General features: G+C 48.0%; 10 protein-coding genes. 5 read left to right on the top strand and 5 right to left on the bottom strand.

The genetic code is table 11. The annotated features are described in order from the left end of the window. Nucleotides 1-35: 35 nt before the first annotated feature. The 3 genes from ABCW45_RS12135 to ABCW45_RS12125 form a co-directional block, all read right to left on the bottom strand. Nucleotides 36-1,472 carry an amidohydrolase gene (locus tag ABCW45_RS12135; protein WP_117470064.1) on the bottom strand — a complete coding sequence of 479 codons (1,437 nt, stop codon included), beginning with the start codon at nucleotides 1,470-1,472 and terminating at the stop codon, nucleotides 36-38. Between the two features lie 106 nt (nucleotides 1,473-1,578). Continuing rightward, nucleotides 1,579-2,253, bottom strand: coding sequence for a hypothetical protein (locus tag ABCW45_RS12130; RefSeq protein ID WP_343220923.1), 675 nt, complete (start codon nucleotides 2,251-2,253; stop codon nucleotides 1,579-1,581). A gap of 13 nt (nucleotides 2,254-2,266) precedes the next feature. After that, a complete protein-coding gene (locus ABCW45_RS12125; RefSeq protein ID WP_015552637.1) occupies nucleotides 2,267-2,980 on the bottom strand; it encodes a DUF5058 family protein in 714 nt (237 codons plus the stop codon). 277 nt (nucleotides 2,981-3,257) lie between these two features. On the opposite strand from ABCW45_RS12125, the gene ABCW45_RS12120 reads away from it, so the two are divergent. After that, nucleotides 3,258-4,247: a LysR family transcriptional regulator gene (locus tag ABCW45_RS12120; protein WP_343220922.1), complete on the top strand. Its 990-nt coding sequence runs from the start codon at nucleotides 3,258-3,260 to the stop codon at nucleotides 4,245-4,247. Between the two features lie 367 nt (nucleotides 4,248-4,614). Here the strand turns inward: ABCW45_RS12120 and ABCW45_RS12115 are convergent, their stop codons facing one another. Then, on the bottom strand, nucleotides 4,615-6,351 hold the full coding sequence (locus ABCW45_RS12115) for a phospho-sugar mutase (RefSeq protein WP_117513822.1): 1,737 nt from the start codon (nucleotides 6,349-6,351) through the stop codon (nucleotides 4,615-4,617). Nucleotides 6,352-6,932: 581 nt separating this feature from the next. Between ABCW45_RS12115 and ABCW45_RS12110 the strand changes: the two genes are divergently transcribed. The 3 genes from ABCW45_RS12110 (at nucleotide 6,933) to ABCW45_RS12100 (ending at nucleotide 10,066) form a co-directional block, all read left to right on the top strand. Further along, nucleotides 6,933-8,255, top strand: a complete 1,323-nt coding sequence (locus ABCW45_RS12110; RefSeq protein ID WP_117513820.1) for an acetyl-CoA hydrolase/transferase family protein — start codon at nucleotides 6,933-6,935, stop codon at nucleotides 8,253-8,255. A 267-nt stretch (nucleotides 8,256-8,522) separates the two neighbouring features. Next, entirely contained in the window at nucleotides 8,523-9,857 is a 1,335-nt protein-coding gene (locus ABCW45_RS12105; protein WP_343220921.1) for a sensor histidine kinase, read from the top strand. Continuing rightward, entirely contained in the window at nucleotides 9,800-10,066 is a 267-nt protein-coding gene (locus ABCW45_RS12100) for a hypothetical protein (protein ID WP_147326970.1), read from the top strand. The genes ABCW45_RS12105 and ABCW45_RS12100 overlap by 58 nt, the downstream gene beginning before the upstream one ends. Before the next feature lie 94 nt (nucleotides 10,067-10,160). Here ABCW45_RS12100 and ABCW45_RS12095 read toward each other — a convergent pair whose 3' ends face one another. After that, on the bottom strand, nucleotides 10,161-16,181 hold the full coding sequence (locus tag ABCW45_RS12095) for an MBG domain-containing protein (protein ID WP_343220920.1): 6,021 nt from the start codon (nucleotides 16,179-16,181) through the stop codon (nucleotides 10,161-10,163). Between the two features lie 256 nt (nucleotides 16,182-16,437). Between ABCW45_RS12095 and sigG the strand changes: the two genes are divergently transcribed. Then, a complete protein-coding gene (gene sigG / locus ABCW45_RS12090) occupies nucleotides 16,438-17,214 on the top strand; it encodes an RNA polymerase sporulation sigma factor SigG (protein WP_021905227.1) in 777 nt (258 codons plus the stop codon). Nucleotides 17,215-17,236: the final 22 nt, after the last annotated feature.

Raw genomic sequence — 17,236 nt, 5'->3', positions numbered from 1 at the left:
TATCTTCATTCATGTTATGTTACGGAATCAGAAATTTAATCTTCCAGTCTCGGTCCAACCTCTTTCGGGATCGGGCAATCGTACTCGCCGTTTGTCTCCGCCATCCACTCGTCATGAGCTTTTTTCAGGATCTCCGGGCTTTCCATGGTCTTTAATGCTGCTAACGCCATCGCCTCGCCGGCATTTAACATCGCCTTATGGGCGATCCCGGTATTTCCGTGAGCAGTCATCTGCCATGTATGTGCTGCAGTCCCAAGAGTTGCAGTCGCAGTCGTACACATCGCAGTCGGGATCACATAGCTTGCATCACCGACATCTGTAGATCCGGCCTGGACCTTACCGTTCCAGACAAGCGGTGCGATTCCGGTATGAAGCGGATGCGCCTCGATCTCCTCGATATGATTTGCGCCAAACATTCTGCGCATATTGGCGCGCTTTGCCTCCATCTCATCCGGCGTCGCGGTCTCATGGAAGAATTTTGATGCCAGGGCAAAGTCCGCCTCGTCGTATTTCGGGGCACCGATCTCCTCCATGGACTCGTGGAGAACTTCTGAGAGGACATGGTTCGGGATATAGTCGGAAAGTCCGGCGTAAAGCTCGTATGTCATCTCGGTTCCCGTCATCTTTGCAGCGCCTTCTGCCACATCAACGACACGCTTGTAGATTTCCTTCACCTGCCATGACTTTGGTGCACGGATAAAATAGTGGACTCTGCTGTGTCCCTGGACAACGTTCGGGGCGATTCCCCCCACATCGCGGTACGCGTAGTGGACTCTTGCGTCGGAGATAATGTGCTCCCGCAGGTAGTTGACGCCGACGCTCATGAGCTCCGCAGCGTCCAGTGCGGAACGTCCAAGTTCCGGAGCTGCCGCCGCGTGGGAGGTCACACCCTTGAAGTTGAAGAACACGCTGACATTCGCCAGTGTAGACTCGGACCAGATCGCATTCTTATCGCCCGGATGCCATGTAAAAGCAGCATCCACACCGTCAAATACACCTTCTCGTGCCATGATTGCCTTTCCGTCTCCCTTTTCCTCACTCGGGCATCCAAAAAGGATCACAGTTCCCGCTTCCGGGTGTTCCTCGATATAAGCTTTTACAGCAAGCGCTGCCGCCATGGCACCCGCGCCGAGGAGGTTATGTCCGCATCCATGTCCATCCGGGTTGTCCCCTGCGGCTTTCTTTCGCATCGTACAGCCGCCTTCCTGGGACAGCTCCGGCAGGGCGTCATACTCGGCGAGGAAACCGATCACCGGCTTTCCGCTTCCGTATACAGCCTTGAACGCCGTCGGCATGCCGCCGACTCCCATCTCCACCTGGAATCCCTCTTTTTTCAGGACTTCCTCGTAGAGCTTCGCGGTCTTGAATTCATGGAATCCGACCTCTGCGTAGTCGAAAATTTTGTCGCTGACATCAACGATCAGAGCCTTTTTATCTGCAACTGCTTTTAAGACAAATTCTTTTTTATCCATATTATTTGTCCGAATTTCCGGATCTTCCTTTCCTAAATTTATCAGGAAATTGCGCCTGTACCGCACGTTTTCATATTTTCCACCGGCCAGGACGCTTATTTTCCCTTTACGCGCTGATCTTTCCCTTTTTATAAAGTGCCAGGGAGTAGATCACTGACAAAATGATCACACCCACCATAATATAGCTCTGGTTTGAAGAGAACACCTTGCGGCCGATCACTAAGATCGCGATGATCGGAAGCGCGATCGGAATGATGGCCTGCTTCGGGGCCTTTAAGATGAACGGGAACAACAGGGCACCCATAAGTGCCGGAACCATGTTCTGGAATGCCGGCTGTAAGAACGCGTTGTTGTAGATCGGTTCAAAGAGCGGAGCTAAGAACAGCATTCCCAGGAATACAATGGCTGTTGTCACGAATGTGGATGCCGCAACGGCGATGATCGCAACGACATCGGCGCGGTCGCTTCCGGCTGTGTATCCTGCAACTTCCATAGCGTTGACCGCCGCCGGAACCTTCATATTGCTGACATTACCGGTAACGCAGGACATATAGAGCGCGCCGCTTCCGATGATCGGCATGAAGGACAGGTTCTCACAGATACCGCTGATGCTGAATGTCAGGAGAAGCGGGATCGCATTTTTCAGAATTTCCGGAATATTCATGGAAATTCCATTTGTTGCGGCAAGTCCGAAAGGAACCGCCATGAAACTGATCAGGGCACAGACGACGGTGATTCTTCCAAGTCTGTGGATCTTATTATAAAAGCTGTTATCTTTCATATCGTTTTTCCTCCTAAATAAGCAGATTCGCTACACATGCACCGAGCATTCCAACGATCATGCTGAGCGGGAATGCGAACTCTTTCAACTTCTTGTGGTTCGCCGCAAACTTGTTTACGAAGATCGATGTGATACCGGCAACCAGGATCGCTGCAACCGCCGGAATGTTCGCGATATTTGTGAAATGCGGAGCTGCCATGGTTCCATAGAGACCGAGGAACATTGCTGTCGTGATGATCGGAACGAGCTTCGCGTTGCTGTTCTTGATGGACTCGACTTTCTTGTCGTATGCCTTTAAGAAGAAAACATTGAAGATATTTCCGCCAAGAATTCCAATTGTTACAACAAACAGAATAAACACAAAAGTATCAGCCGGGATGTCCGGGACGGTGATGGATTCCAGGCCCAGCGCCTCTGCCGCCATATTCGCGACCATGGTCTCATATGCTGCGGAACCTACAACGCTTAAGCGGAGCCACGGGAAATAACGGCCCAGGGACGGAACCAGGAGCAGGTAACTCACGATGATCGGGAGTGACGGGATAATAGAGAAGATCGCGCTGCTTCGTGCGGCTTCCTTCATTTCCTGGTCTGTCATGTTCAGTTCTTTTCCGCGTTTGAATGCCACGATCATAAAGATCACCGGCTGGAGAAGAACGATCAGGATGGTGATTCCACAGAGAATTGCCATCGTCGTACTGTTTGCTAACTGCAGATGCGTACTCATAGTGATTCCTCCTTATGTATAGCCCGGAATGCAATAGTTACAGATCACTCGCCAGTTTCTATATCTGTTTGGTTTGACATATCCGGTTGATTGGTATACACTTGATTATACTATTTCTACAGAGTTTTACAAATTTCCCGTTTTCATCACGTTATAACTGAAACGTTATAAGTCAGTATTTATCCGGGCTGTGATATATCCGTGATATTATAGATCATGTTCCCGGATTACATCCACAGGGCGGCTGGCTTTTATTTCAGAAAGGAGACTATCCCCTATGAATCTTCAGAACATGGAATACCTCATCGAGATCTCAAACTGCGGTTCCATCTCCGCCGCCGCGAAACGCCTCTTCGTGACCCAGCCCTATCTCAGCAAGGTCCTCAGGGAGACGGAAAAAGAATACGGGCTCACAATCTTTACCCGCGGAAAAAACGGAATTATCCCGACGGAATCCGGGCGTCTCTTTCTCGACATGAGCCGGGACCTCATCGAGCACGCGAAACATTTTAAGACCACCTTTAAGGAACATTCGGAAGCTTACCGCCTGCGGGTCTCCTCCAGCAGCTGTTCCCACTCCAGCGATGCCTTTATCCGCATGGTGAACTCTCTTGCGGACACGCCGTTCCGTTTTTTCTACCGGGAAATGACCGGAAATGAAGTCATCGAGGATGTCTACACGAACCGCGCCGACATCGGCTTTATTATGTATCCGGCCCATAAAGCAGACAAGATCCAGGAGCTTCTCACCTTCCGCCATCTGGAAGCGCGCCCGCTGTTCCAGTCCCCGACACAGTTTTTCTGCCGGGTCGGACATCCGATTCTAAAGGAACTGGATAACCTGACACCGGAAAAGCTGTATCAGTACAACTTCGTCCTCTACCCAAGTGAGAGCACAAAGACCCGGGCCGCCGAGAGCGTTTACAATGACGAAACACTGCAGCTCATCCACTGGAACAGGATCTCCCAGGTCATCTATGTCAACAGCCGCGCCCTGCTCCACAACGTGATCCAGCGCTCCGACTATCTCGGAATCGGAATGATCCCGATGCGGGAGCAGGTGGAAAACTATAATATCGTCTCATTCCCGCTCCCGGACTGGATGCGGCCGGAAGCCGACCGGTATGGCGATTTTATCAGCGCCTATATCTTCCAGAAAGGTATCCAGCTGCCGAAGGCAGCCAGGGCGTATATCACGTTTCTGGAACAGTTTTACGGTCCGGATTCAGGGTATGAGGAAGAATGTTCGAAGAACAAAAGCTTGTAGAATTGTTTCGTTGAAATCTGCAGGATCGCCGTTACTGCACACGGGTAGGAATTTTCTGAACTGAAAATTCCGTACAGTACAGTGGTGGTAGTGGATTTTGCCGATTTGGAATGCGAAGCATCGGCAAAATCAGTTACTGTTTGCGCAAGGCGTGAACAGTAACGAATCGCCCTTTAGGCGAGTTTCTAAAAAATACCCGGAAGCTAAAAAGCTCTCAGAAAAACTGCTTTTGATCTGCAGTCTCTCCGGGAGCTTTTCTATGTCCGCCCGGACGGCTGTTTTTACACAGCCAGTCCAGACAATGATTCATTTCATATCTTTCACATCGTTCTGATATCCTCTGCCTTTATCCCCACATCCGGGAATCTCACATCATCTTATCCACCATGCCCATCAGCTCATCACCGACGGCTTTGGACTTCACCTCAGCATCATCAAGGGAGGTTCCCTTAACGCCATAGTAGAATTTGATCTTCGGCTCGGTTCCGGACGGACGGATGCAGAGCCATGCGCCGTCATTCATATCATAGTAGAGAACATTGGACTCCGGAAGACCTGTCTCCTTTACTTCGCCCGTCGCGACGTCTGTGATCGTGTTCTTCTTGTAATCGCGGACAGAAGTTACCTCGTAGCCGCCAAGCGCCTTCGGCGGATTCTTGCGGAAGTTCTCCATGATCTCCTGGATCTTCGCAAGTCCCTCAATGCCCTTTAAGCCGATGGATTTTACGGTATCCTTGTAGTAACCGTACTTCTCATACATGGCAACCATCGCATCCCATAAGGTCATGCCCTTTTCCTTATAGTAAGCAGCAGCCTCACAGAGGGCAGCAGTCGCGGAGATCGCATCCTTATCACGGGCATATGTACCGATCAGGCAGCCGTAGCTCTCCTCCATACCGAACATGTAGGTTCCCTTGCCGGTTGTCTCTTCTTTTAAGATCTGCTGACCGATATATTTGAATCCTGTCAGGACCTCGACGAGCTTGCAGCCGTAGTGTTTTGCGACGGCATCAACCAGATTTGTGGTAACGATGGACTTTACGACCTCGCCGTCAGCCGGGATCTTTCCTGCTGCCTGTTTCTGGCTTAACACATAGTCACATAACAGAGAGCCGGACATATTTCCGGTCAGCGGGATATATTCGCCGGACTTTGTATCTTTTACATAGACGCCGAGACGGTCAGCATCCGGGTCTGTAGCGAGAACGAGGTCCGCGTTCTTCTCCTTCGCAAGCTTTAAGCCAAGCTCAAATGCCTCGGCCGCTTCCGGGTTCGGGTAGCTGACGGTCGGGAAATCGCCGTTTGGGAGTTCCTGCTCCGGCACAACATAGACGTTCTCGAAGCCGATCTCCTTCATCACGCGGCGGGCCGGGATATTTCCGGTTCCGTGAAGCGGAGTGTAAATGATCGTGATGTCTTTCTGCATGCGGTTGATCGCTTCCTGGTTAACGACCTGTGCTTTTACCTGGGCGATATATCTGTCATCGATCTCTTTTCCGATAACCTGGAATTTTCCGCTCTTTAAAGCTTCTTCTTCCGTCGTTGTCTTAACGGTAGAAAGATCTTCAATTGCAAGAACTTCGGCTGTCACACCTTTGTCGTGCGGCGGTGTGAACTGCGCGCCGTCCTCCCAGTATACTTTATATCCGTTATATTCCGGCGGGTTATGGCTCGCGGTGATGTTGATACCGGCGATACAGCCTAATTCACGGACTGCGAAGGACAGCTCCGGTGTCGGGCGAAGGGATTCAAATTTATACGCCTTAATGCCGTTTGCAGCCAGAGTCATTGCCGCCTCCATGGCAAATTCCGGGGACATATGGCGGGAATCGAAAGCGATCGCAACGCCCTTGTCGGCTCCACCCTGTTTGATAATATAGTTCGCAAGTCCCTGAGTCGCGCGGCGGACTGTATAGATATTCATACGGTTGATTCCGGCTCCAATGATTCCGCGAAGTCCCGCAGTACCAAATTCCAGATCCATATAGAAACGTTCCTTAATTTCGTTTTCATCGTTCGCAATTGCCCGAAGCTCTTCTTTTGTCTTATCGTCAAAGTACGGATTGGCAAGCCATTCCTGGTAGATCTTCATGTAATCCTTCATGTTTTGACTCCCCTCATGCATTATTTTCCGGGGCGGAAAATATAATTCCAGCCACCAGTAAGATAGGTTCATTATATTACATTTCTAATGAAAAATAAAGTTATTTCCTCTCAAACACCCATTTAGTTCCCTCACATGTATATTGACAATTTTGACTAAATAGAATATGATGTAATCAGCTAAGGAATGTGAAAAGATCCCATGCGACAAAACGAAAACCCCAGAGGCCGTCATCCTCTGGGGTTTTCTCGCTCTTCACGGTGAGCTATTCCGTTCAGGCTGCTGCTGCCTAATTATCCCTGTCCAGCCATTTGCATATGTAGCAGCTAACTACACCTGCTAAAACAGAGACAAGAAATGTGAAAAGAATATCTTCCATACGACCCACCTCCTTTCTGCTGGAGGTTCGGCAGCAATTTCAGTATAACATATACTAATTTCTGATACAATCTATATCGATTCCATATCTCAACTCCTGATAATCTTCTTGTTTTAAACCCAAAAACCTTCTATAATGAGCATGTGTGGTGCAATCGAAAAATTTTCGCGTAAAAAAAAATTTATATTGAGTGAGGATTCATATGGAAAATTACAAGAGCAAGATCGTAACTGCGGAAGCTGCCGTTGCGGCAGCCGTAAAAGATGGCGACTGGGTCGATTATGGATTCGGCGGCGGATTCCCGGAACTTCTTGATAAAGCACTTGCTGCAAGAAAAGGGCATTTGAGGGATGTTAAGATCCGCGGCGGTCTCGTGATCCGTCCGCGCATCGAGGTCGTTGAGGCTGACCCGGAACAGGAAAGCTTCTCCTACTACAGCTGGCATATCGGTGACTACGAACGGAAACTCCAGACCCGCGGTCTCGTAAAATTCATGCCTGTGGTACTCCGCCTTCTCCCGACGCTCTACCGCCAGCGCTATATCCGGACAGATGTTGCCTTCGTCCCGGTATCCGCACCGGATGAGAACGGCTACTGCGGTCTCGGCATCTCAAACTTCGCATGGAGAACCATGTTTGAGAGTGCAAGAACTGTGATCTTTGAGATCAATGAACATTATCCGAAGCTTCAGGGTGTGGACGGTTCCCACCGTGTCCATCTCTCCGAGGCGGATTATATTGTGGAGGGCGCTCATGAGCCGCTTCCGGTAAGAACCTACAAAGCTCCGTCTGAGACAGATATCCAGATCGCAAAGCTCGTCGTAAACGAGATTCCGGACGGCGCGGTTCTCTCTCTCGGCGTCGGCGGCGTTCCGTTCACCGTTGCAAATATGTTGGCAGAGTCTGACCTAAAAGACCTTGGCTGTCATACCGGAACCATCAGTGACGCTTACTTAAACCTCTGGAAAGCCGGAAAGCTCACAAACGCGAAGAAAGAATTCGATACCGGTCTCTCCACCTGGAATCTCGCGATGGGCTCCCAGGAGTTCTATGACTGGATCGCGGAGAATCCGAAACTTTTCCACCCGGCTGATCTCGATTATGCCCATGATCCGCAGCGCATCGGAACCATGAAGAACGTCATCAGCATCAATGGCGGCGTGCAGCTTGACCTGATGGGTCAGGAGAATGCTGAGTCCGCAGGAACCCGCCAGCTCTCCGGCATCGGTGGCCAGATGGATTTCCTTGAGGGCGCTTACCGTTCCGTTGGAGGAAAGGGATACATCTGCATCAACTCTGCGAGAAAAACAAAGGACGGAACCTTAAAGTCCAACATCGTCCCGTTCATTCCGGGCGGCTCCACTGTCTCCGCACCGCGTACCATGATCCAGAGCGTTGCGACCGAGTACGGCATCGCGAACCTCTCTGGAAAAACCTTAAGAGAGCGCGCCGAGTCCATGATCGCGATCGCGCACCCGGATTTCAGGGATGAGCTGGAGCAGTATGCGAAAGAGGCGTTCCACTAATAAATTAAACGTTCCATATTGAAAAAATCTGCGGCAGAATCCGATGATATTCCACTCACCGGATTTCTGCCGCAGATTTTATCTCATCCATATAAGACTCCTGCCTCATTGACAAGGATCTGCCTGATCCATTACAGACGTTTTTTCTGTGTATCCTAAAACTTCTCATCCCTGCACAAGATGTCAAAATTCTGCATGAGTTGTACTTTCCAGACAGTAAAACTTTGTTATAATGGACCATATAGAAACGAGAGGAGAATGTTGAGTATGAACAGCCCATTCTGGTCCCTTGTCATGCGGTATTTTCTGGAGTTTTTTTCCATGGTGCCCTGCGCGGTTCTCTGCTTTCTTCCGGTCCAGGACCGGCTTCGTAGAAAACCACTGAACCTTTTTCTCACCGGTATCCCGCTCTCGCTCCTCTGGGCTTTCGCCGGAGGCCTCGTCTGCGCAGATTTCGGGATTCCGAGAGACTTCTGGATCCTGCCGTCCTTTATCCTGTTTGCAGTATTCTTCCATCGGGTCTGTGATCTTGCCCTCTGGAAGCCGTTCAGTATCCTGCTCTCCGTCTGCGCGGTCTTCTCCTGCATCACAAACCTGACGCTCTTCGCGGATGCCCTCATTGACCGGACGAACACCTCCGGTCTGTTCACGCTTCCGGGCTCGGGGATTCACCTGCTGCTCTCCGTTCTCATCGTGGCCATCGTATGGTATCCGGCAACCCATGCCGCAAAATGGCTGGTGGACGATATCGAAATGGCGAAGACCTGGTATATATTCTGGGTATTCCCGGCGGCATTCTTTCTGCTGAACCGCCTGATTCGTCCGCGCTACTATGAGACGCTCTACACGAACCGGGTCATGAAGTTTTACCCGATTTTAATTCTGGCGCTCCTGACATTCCTCCTGCTCTTCTATTTTATGTTCTACCTGATGGCATCGGAGATGAATCAGAATACGAGACTTTTGAGGGAAAATGAGCTCCTGCAGCTCCAGAGCGCCCAGTACCGCAATCTCCAGCGCTCCATCGACGAGACACGGATCGTCCGCCATGACCTCCGGCAGCATCTCACGGTGCTCTCGGGATACGCGGCGAACAAAGATCTTGACGCGATCTCAGACTATCTCGCGTCCTTCCGGAAACATATGATGCCGGAATGGCTGCCTGCTTACTGTGAAAATCATGCCATCAACGCGATCCTTAGCTACTACGCGCAGATTGCAGAAAACGCCGGTACTACTCTGGAGATTCAGGCTCAGATGGAAAAAGAAATACCGGTCCCGGAGCCGGAATTCTGCGTGCTTTTAGGAAATTTACTGGAAAACGCGGTGGACGCATGTCGGGAAAACAAAGAAAGCGGCGCGATCAAGGTCCATATCCGCCAGACCGGCACGTCCCTCATAGCCATCACGGTGGACAATCCTTGCAGAAAGCCGCCAGTTCTTGAAGGAAAGCGTTTTCTCTCCACAAAGCACAGTGGCCCCGGCATAGGCACCCAGTCCATCCGGCTCATCGCTGAACGACACCGTGGAGATGCGCGTTTTGAATGGAAGAACGGAATGTTCTACGCATCAGTGATCTTAATTCCGTCTGCGGAGTCATGATCAGCGTCGTCAATACCTGCGGTGTCATCGTCGGAACAAACGGCGTCATCATCAGTCCGCCGTCCACGGTCGGCGGCATCTGTGTCGGCTGTGCGCCGGAGTCTGTTGACAAAGATAAGCTTTACAACCAGCTGCTGCTTGCGGATGTCAGCTTTATCGTGATGAGCGTTGTTCTTTCCTTTATCGGAGTTTTCCGGATCTTTGGTTAAAGCTTCCACGTTCCGTTTTACGTATTATCCGTATAAACATGAAGATCCGCAGGTTCCCATTTTTAGGATCCTGCGGATTTTTTTTGTTCATGTCTTATTTTTCTTTTGCTTCAAGTCCATCCCATGCACCGTCTTTGTCGACATAATATCCATCTGGTGTCCTGATCTCTCTGTACATGGAGCCAAGCGGCACAGCTCCGGATGTCTTTGACAAGTAGTACCATTTTCCATTGATGAACTGCCAACCTGTGAGCATCGCTCCGCTCGCCGGATCGAGATAATACCAATGCTGGTCTGACTCATCGTAATGCCAGCTTGTCTGCATTCCGGTGTTCTCGTCAATCAGATACCACTTTCCGCTGGCGTTATCCTGTGCCCATCCTCTCTTCAGATAGCCGTCAGAACCGAAAACCCACCATTTTCCGTCTTTCTGGATCCAGCCCAGCTTTTCACCGTTCTGATCACTGGTCTTTTCTCCTGCCGGATAGGTGCCGTCCTTGAATTCGAACCACCAGCCCTTTTCATCGCGTTTCCAGGTTCCCTGTGCATCGTTTTCGGAAGAGCTGCTGTTAGAAACATTCTTTCCGAAGTTCGTTGCCGCCGGGTTCTTTGTGCTGCCGGAACCGCCGGAATTGTCGGAATCATCGGATCCACTGCTTGCCTTGCGGACTGCATGAAGTGTTCCGTTCTCAAAGTGGATCTCGTAATTCTCAGATGTCAGACCAGACGGCTGTATCGCGTAATCGCCCGCCGCGCTGTCTGGCGCATATTCACAGGTAAACTGCAGGCTGCCGTTCAGCACATCCGCGGTATCTGTTCCTGCAAATCCTTCGTAGAGGACTGTGTACTCCGGAATCGCATCTCCAACTGTAACATTCTGATCCACTGCTTTTACACTGAGTAGTGCTTTTTTGATCTCAAAGGAGAATGTCTGGCTTCCAGCCTCGTAGTTCTTTCCGGCTTCCGTATGAACTTCCACCGTGTAGGTTCCGGCATTCATCGGCGCTTCCGTTAAGATCTCGCTGCCCTTTTTGATCGTCACGGTCACGTTTCCATCGCTGTCCGTCCATGCCTCCGGCGCGGTGTTTTTCGCATCATAGACACGGTTTAACTGATCCAGATTTCGAAGTTCGAACTCCGGCTTCGCCTGGGATACGGTCAGTTTTCCTGGCTGATATGTGATCACATAGTTTCCATTTTCCACTGTGAGGCCGGACGGGATGATCTTGTACTCGTCCACATCGCTGCCAGCCGCATAAGCGCACTCGTAGGAGAGTGTTCCGCCGAGGACTTCTGCGTTTTCTCCGTTTACGAAACCTTCGAACGTGCTGCTGTATACCGGCGGTTCGTCCTTATAGGTCACGTTTCTTGATTCTGCCGTCACAGTGAGCTGTGCCGGGGTGATCGCAACGGTTGCGGAGCCGCTTATGGTGTCAAAGTTTTTCTTTGTCACCGTGTAGTATACGGTATAGCTGCCTGTGTTCTTGTATACAGGGCTTTCTGTGAGCGTGCAGTTATCTTCGGACTCACCGTAAAGGATCTCACCGTCTCCAGCGTTTCCGGAAAGGGTGATCTTGATTCCGTGGGACTGTCCGTCGTAGATTCCTGTATATCCGGCTGCGTCGACGCCTGTGATCGAGGCATTTTTGATCTTGATTTCAAAGCTGCCGTATACGGAATCATGATTTACTGCAGATGCGGTGTAGTATACCGTATGGGTGCCGGCATCGGTGAAGGCAGGTACATAGTTTAACCACTCATTTTCGTCTGCAGCCTGTTCTGCTGTGAGGCCGTAGTGGAAGGTAATAGCCGTGCCACCGATCGTACTTCCTGTCGCCGTGACTTCTGGCAACTGTTCCCTTCCATTGTAGGTCAATTCCATCATCTGCCGTACAGAAACATTCTTAATTTGGGCATTTTCGATCTTTGCACCGCTGCAGGAAACATTGGAAAGTTCACTCGTTGTAAGTTCATAGCGATCCTCAAATTTGGAATCCAACGCAATGCCTGTAACATTCACAGTGTTTGTTCCAGCGTCCTTGGATGTCCATGTGAAGGTTCCCTTTGCCTCTAATGCCACCGCATCCTCTGAGAGGATCGGGTTTCCGTCAGTGGAGCTGAGGGTGAGCGTTCCTTCAGCCTTTGTACCTCCATCATAAGTCTTTGACTGGAGGGTGTTTACAGAAGGATCGAGCAGCGCTTTGGAGACTGTAAATGCGACCGGGGTGCTTTCCGCTTTCTCGTAATTCCGGCTCTGGCTTACGGCTGCCTTTACATACCAGCGTCCAAGTTTATTCTCTGCATTCCATTCCTTATATTCACCGTTTTCGGTACTACTGTAAGTGTATTTAATTTCTCCTGTGGTGTCCGCTGCCGTGAGCTCCGGCTTCGGTGTTTCTCCGTAGCGGATATCCGGGCATGTTACTGTGGAGATTGTGTTTGAAGCGCGATAGATCTTTAAATCTGTCCCTATGCGTACAGGATTTTTCTGCGCTTCCACATTCTTTCCACCGCTGCTGGTAATTCCCATATAATAAGTTGCATATTCTTGATCCGGATCTGCATTGACCTCATAATGTCCTTCTGCATTTCTCGAAACCTTCTGGGTCAACTCTGCGTCACGATACAGTTCAAACCGGATCTCTCCATAACCTGTCACCGTATGTCCGCCAACGGAATAAGCGTCCTTTATTCTCGGTTTAAGGTAGTCCTCTTCATCTTTTCCATAGTCGATGCTTGTTACAGTCTGAAACCAGTCAGGATTGAACGTGGCTTTCTTGATCGTTATCTCTCCAATCCGCAAATTTGTAACACGTTCAACTCCATTTTCACTATTGGTGCTTACATAGATTCCATAGGTTCCTGCTGCCGCCGGAGCACCGATGAAATTATCAGCATCCTCTGCACCAACTTTTTCCTTATACTGAACAGCACCGATGCCAAACGATCCTTCTTTTCCCTCTACAGGTCGCACTTCTATCTCATGTATATCACCATTATGTGTATAGGTAAATTCAGTGGATCCAACTATCTGGAAATCATCCGTTGTCAGCGTGCGTTTGAGAGTCTTAAATTTGACTGTCTGCATTTCCGACACATCATTATTATCATTCTCTGCTACAAGATAATATGTATATGACGTATCAACAGAGAGATTATTCAATTCAATAGAAAATTTACCATTTTCTACATCTACTGTTGCAAAGCTCGCCTTACTATCCTCTTTCTTTGCTTCTGCTCTGAGCGCTTCTCCAGTGTATCCTTGATAATTAGAATTTGTATAGTATACTTTTGTTCCATCTGAAGTTCCCTTTATAGTCGCAAAATTCTCTTTGATATCATCAGATGATATTGCTGCGTCAAACTTAACCTGATATCCTGCGTAAAGTTCAATTTCCGGTATTTGACCTTGTGGATTTAACCTATCTTCGACAAGATGATTCACTGTTACTGTTGTATCTGTCGCAGTACCATTTCTGTTTGAATCTTCTTTGTACCTCCATACTGAAAAAGCCGCACCATCTGGCAACCCGAGATTGCTCAAATAGCTTCGATGACTATTGTCAAGATTCAGAAGATATTCATCGTAAAACGGAGCCGCTTCGCTGCTTTTAGTATAATACTTCACGTGAACCGTATAAAGATTTGGTGCGCTGAACGCATAAATCTCAGTGGTTTCCGGATTTTCAGAAATCATACGCTCATTATATACTGCAAAGATTGGAGTCTTTCCGCCTGACAGTGTAATATGTTTAAGGAGATCCCGATAATTTGAGGTCGAGGCTTTGAAAAGCTTCATGTTCGCCCCTGTTTCATTTCCGTCCCACGGGAGATTAATTTGAAGGTTTTCTTCTCCTGTTGCCGTTGCCTTTGTAAAATCGATCTCATTTATTTTTGATGCACTTTCGATCTTCATAGATGCGAACGGGAAATTTCCTTTAACCGTAAATTTTGCAGTCCCGCTGACACTGTTTTTCTCCCAAGCCATATAAACATCCGGCTGATTCTTACCACCGGAAATTGTTCCGCCTGACAAGGTAATTTCATTAAGTTGGGTATGCTTTAAGCCATACTCTCCGCCTTTGATCGTTCCCCCTGTCATCTCGAACTTAGCATGGTCTTCCTGTAATCCACTGCTTCCAAGTCTGTTTATATAAACAGCTGTGTTATTTGTTGACTCAATCAGTCCATTTTTAATTGTTACTGATACTCCACCAATTGCACTGATCGCATATCGATTTTGCGAAGAATAAGCGGACTGATCTACAATATGCGCGTTACCATCTACAATCAGATCTGCAGAGGTCAATGTGATAACAGACTCATTCGCATTATCTGCATTCACAGTTCCAATAATCTCCCCACCTGTAATATGGATCGTACTTTTTGTCTCTCCATTGAAACCGCTGCAGTTAATTTCAGATTCCAAAGTTCCCGTTCCAACAACATTTACTTTTCCAGTGATCTTTCCCTTAAGCAAAACTGGTTTATCGTCAGCGTTGCCTGAATCTACTGTAATATCTCCAGCAATTGGATTTTTTGTTGTTCCCACACTGATTTCTACTCCATCCGTTCCAGTGTTTCTCAACAGAATTTCATCTATAATTCCGGATACTGTAACTTCGGCTTTAGTGTACTTGACCGTCTCTACTTTCTCAGTCCCATCCTCAGTTTTGTCATACGTAATCTTAACCTGATACTTTTCCGTATCGGAAGGTAACTGGATTTCTGCACTTTTAATATTTCCTGCCGGAATCAAACTTGATTCAGCCTTTGGATCCATAATACGGATATAGTTGCCCACAGCTCTCGCTTCGTAACTCTGATACTGATCCGCATATCCACTATCAGAATTATGATTGACAATGCTTAAATGAATCCCTTTGACTAACTTCTCCATGTTCGTGTATGAACCTTTGATCCAGTTTTTCAATGAAGAACTGGCCTTCATTGCAAGGTCACTTACCACAAATTTGAATGAGTCATTTATCGTTTCTAAATTCACAGCATCAATAGTAGCACAGGAATTAGTCATACTACCATAATATATCGATCCATTCGTATTTCCGCCTTCAGCAGATATATCAATATTATCTGATAATGATAATTTTGTCTTATCTAACATTGAAATTGCAAAAGCTCTTCCCGATGAATTAGTGTTCTTGGCATAAATTTTTCCACCACTGATAGAAACCTCTTCGCTTTCGCTAATTGCAGTAATCGTACTCGTATCATCTTTTATATTATTGAGTTGTCCCCCACATATATCTATATCTTTTATATGTGCCAGTTGTCCATTCCATGTACCGTCTTTTATTTTAATACTGCCTGTTCCACCGTTTCCTCTGGCATTTCCATTAATTATTCCTCCATTTAAAGAAATCACATCATTTTCATACATATAAAAGCCATCTACAGACTTAACAGTACCGCCATTTTGTTCAAAAATAGCTGTAGAATTCTTAGCATTCGACGACCTACGAATAACGTACGAACTTGTTGTTATATCAGCCTCATTGTGTATAATAAATGTGTCATTTGAGCCAATAATAAATGCTTCACCTGCACTCGTATATGTGCCTTTCAAAGTCAATTCGCAGCCTTTTGTAAGTTTTGGCGCTCCGCTACTAATATTGATATTCTCAAAATTAATCGTTACTTTCTCATTCGCACTATTTTCCAAAATTTTATCTATCGCATCCGTCAGATCCTTCATCCCATCGCTTTCCAGACTTCCGCCACTAACCTGAAACGTTCCTTCTGTTGGCTGGCTGATCGTATATATTCCTTCCGTAACCGACTCCGCATTCATCGCACGCTTAGCCATTTTTCTCTTCGTCGCCGGGTTCTCTTTCCCATTCGATGCTGTCGCGGTCTCCTTCTCAAGGTCGGACTCGGTCGTCTCGTTTGAATCCACAGTTGTATCCCGCTTCTCGTCCGCATTGGACGCGCTGGCTGTCTCGGCCTCGATTTTTTTATTCTCTTTTTCCAGATTTTCTTCCAGCGCAGTTATCGTCTCCGCATTCGCCATAATTCCCATATCGCCATGATTGACCAGAAGGACAGCAATCAGGACTGCTGCGGACATACGTTCATACCATTTTCTCTTTCTCATATTCATTTCCCCCTTTATGACAGGTTCTTTCGGATTATACTTGCAAAATTTCAGACCATTCCACGGTTCATAGTTGATTTTATTATACGTTTTTTCTGTTCCACCCGCAATTCTTTCTGCACAAGATGTCAAAATTCCGCATAAGATGTCAAAATCAGGAATGATTCTCAGGAAATAACTCCCGTTTTTTTCATGTATAAACTGTCCTGTTTTCGTGAATCATTTTCTATGAAAATAATTTGCGGAGGTTCTTGTCATGGCAGGATATAAGGTTGAGATCTGCGGGGTGAATACTTCTAAGCTCCCGCTTCTGACGAATGAGGAAAAAACCGACCTTTTCAGACGGATCCAGAATGGAGATACGGACGCAAGAGAAACATATATTAAGGGGAATCTGAGGCTTGTTCTAAGTGTGATCCAGAGGTTTTCAGGGAGCAGTGAGAATCTGGATGACTTGTTTCAGATCGGGTGCATCGGGCTTATCAAGGCCATCGATAATTTTGATCTGTCGCAGAATGTGAAGTTTTCAACTTATGCGGTGCCGATGATCCTTGGGGAGGTGCGGCGGTATCTGAGAGATAATAATTCGATCCGGGTGAGCAGGTCGCTCAGGGATACGGCTTATAAAGCGCTTTCAGCGCGGGAGCTTCTCACGAAGAGGAATCTGCGGGAACCTACGATCATGGAGATCGCGGATGAGGTGGGGATCTCGAAAGAGGAGATCACCTATGCGATGGATGCGATCCAGAGTCCGGTGAGTCTTTATGAGCCGGTTTATACGGATGGTGGGGATCCGCTTTGTGTGATGGACCAGATCAGTGATAAAAAGAACCGGGAGGAGAATTGGGTGGAGCAGCTTTCTCTGAGTGAGGCGATGAAGAGGCTGCCGGTCAGGGAGAGGCGGATTATTGATATGAGGTTTTTTGAGGGGAAGACGCAGACGGAGGTTGCGGGGGAAGTTGGAATTAGTCAGGCGCAGGTGTCCCGTCTGGAAAAAAATGCCTTAAAGGCAATGAAAAGTTATTTAGATTAATAATAATCAGAAAGAGCCAGAG

The sequence above is a fragment of the Pilosibacter fragilis genome, assembly GCF_032490495.1.
In the GTDB taxonomy this organism is placed as follows: Bacteria; Bacillota; Clostridia; order Lachnospirales; family Lachnospiraceae; genus Pilosibacter; species Pilosibacter fragilis.
Note: the sequence above shows the minus strand (reverse complement) of the source record. Positions and strands in the feature narration are given on the sequence as shown.

Coding starts and splice junctions, on each gene's coding strand:
- ABCW45_RS12115 (WP_117513822.1), bottom strand. CDS start 6,351: ATGAAGGATTACATGAAGATCTACCAGGAATGGCTTGCCAATCCGTAC.
- ABCW45_RS12135 (WP_117470064.1), bottom strand. CDS start 1,472: ATGGATAAAAAAGAATTTGTCTTAAAAGCAGTTGCAGATAAAAAGGCT.
- ABCW45_RS12120 (WP_343220922.1), top strand. CDS start 3,258: ATGAATCTTCAGAACATGGAATACCTCATCGAGATCTCAAACTGCGGT.
- ABCW45_RS12105 (WP_343220921.1), top strand. CDS start 8,523: ATGAACAGCCCATTCTGGTCCCTTGTCATGCGGTATTTTCTGGAGTTT.
- ABCW45_RS12130 (WP_343220923.1), bottom strand. CDS start 2,253: ATGAAAGATAACAGCTTTTATAATAAGATCCACAGACTTGGAAGAATC.
- sigG (WP_021905227.1), top strand. CDS start 16,438: ATGGCAGGATATAAGGTTGAGATCTGCGGGGTGAATACTTCTAAGCTC.
- ABCW45_RS12110 (WP_117513820.1), top strand. CDS start 6,933: ATGGAAAATTACAAGAGCAAGATCGTAACTGCGGAAGCTGCCGTTGCG.
- ABCW45_RS12125 (WP_015552637.1), bottom strand. CDS start 2,980: ATGAGTACGCATCTGCAGTTAGCAAACAGTACGACGATGGCAATTCTC.
- ABCW45_RS12095 (WP_343220920.1), bottom strand. CDS start 16,181: ATGAGAAAGAGAAAATGGTATGAACGTATGTCCGCAGCAGTCCTGATT.
- ABCW45_RS12100 (WP_147326970.1), top strand. CDS start 9,800: ATGGAAGAACGGAATGTTCTACGCATCAGTGATCTTAATTCCGTCTGC.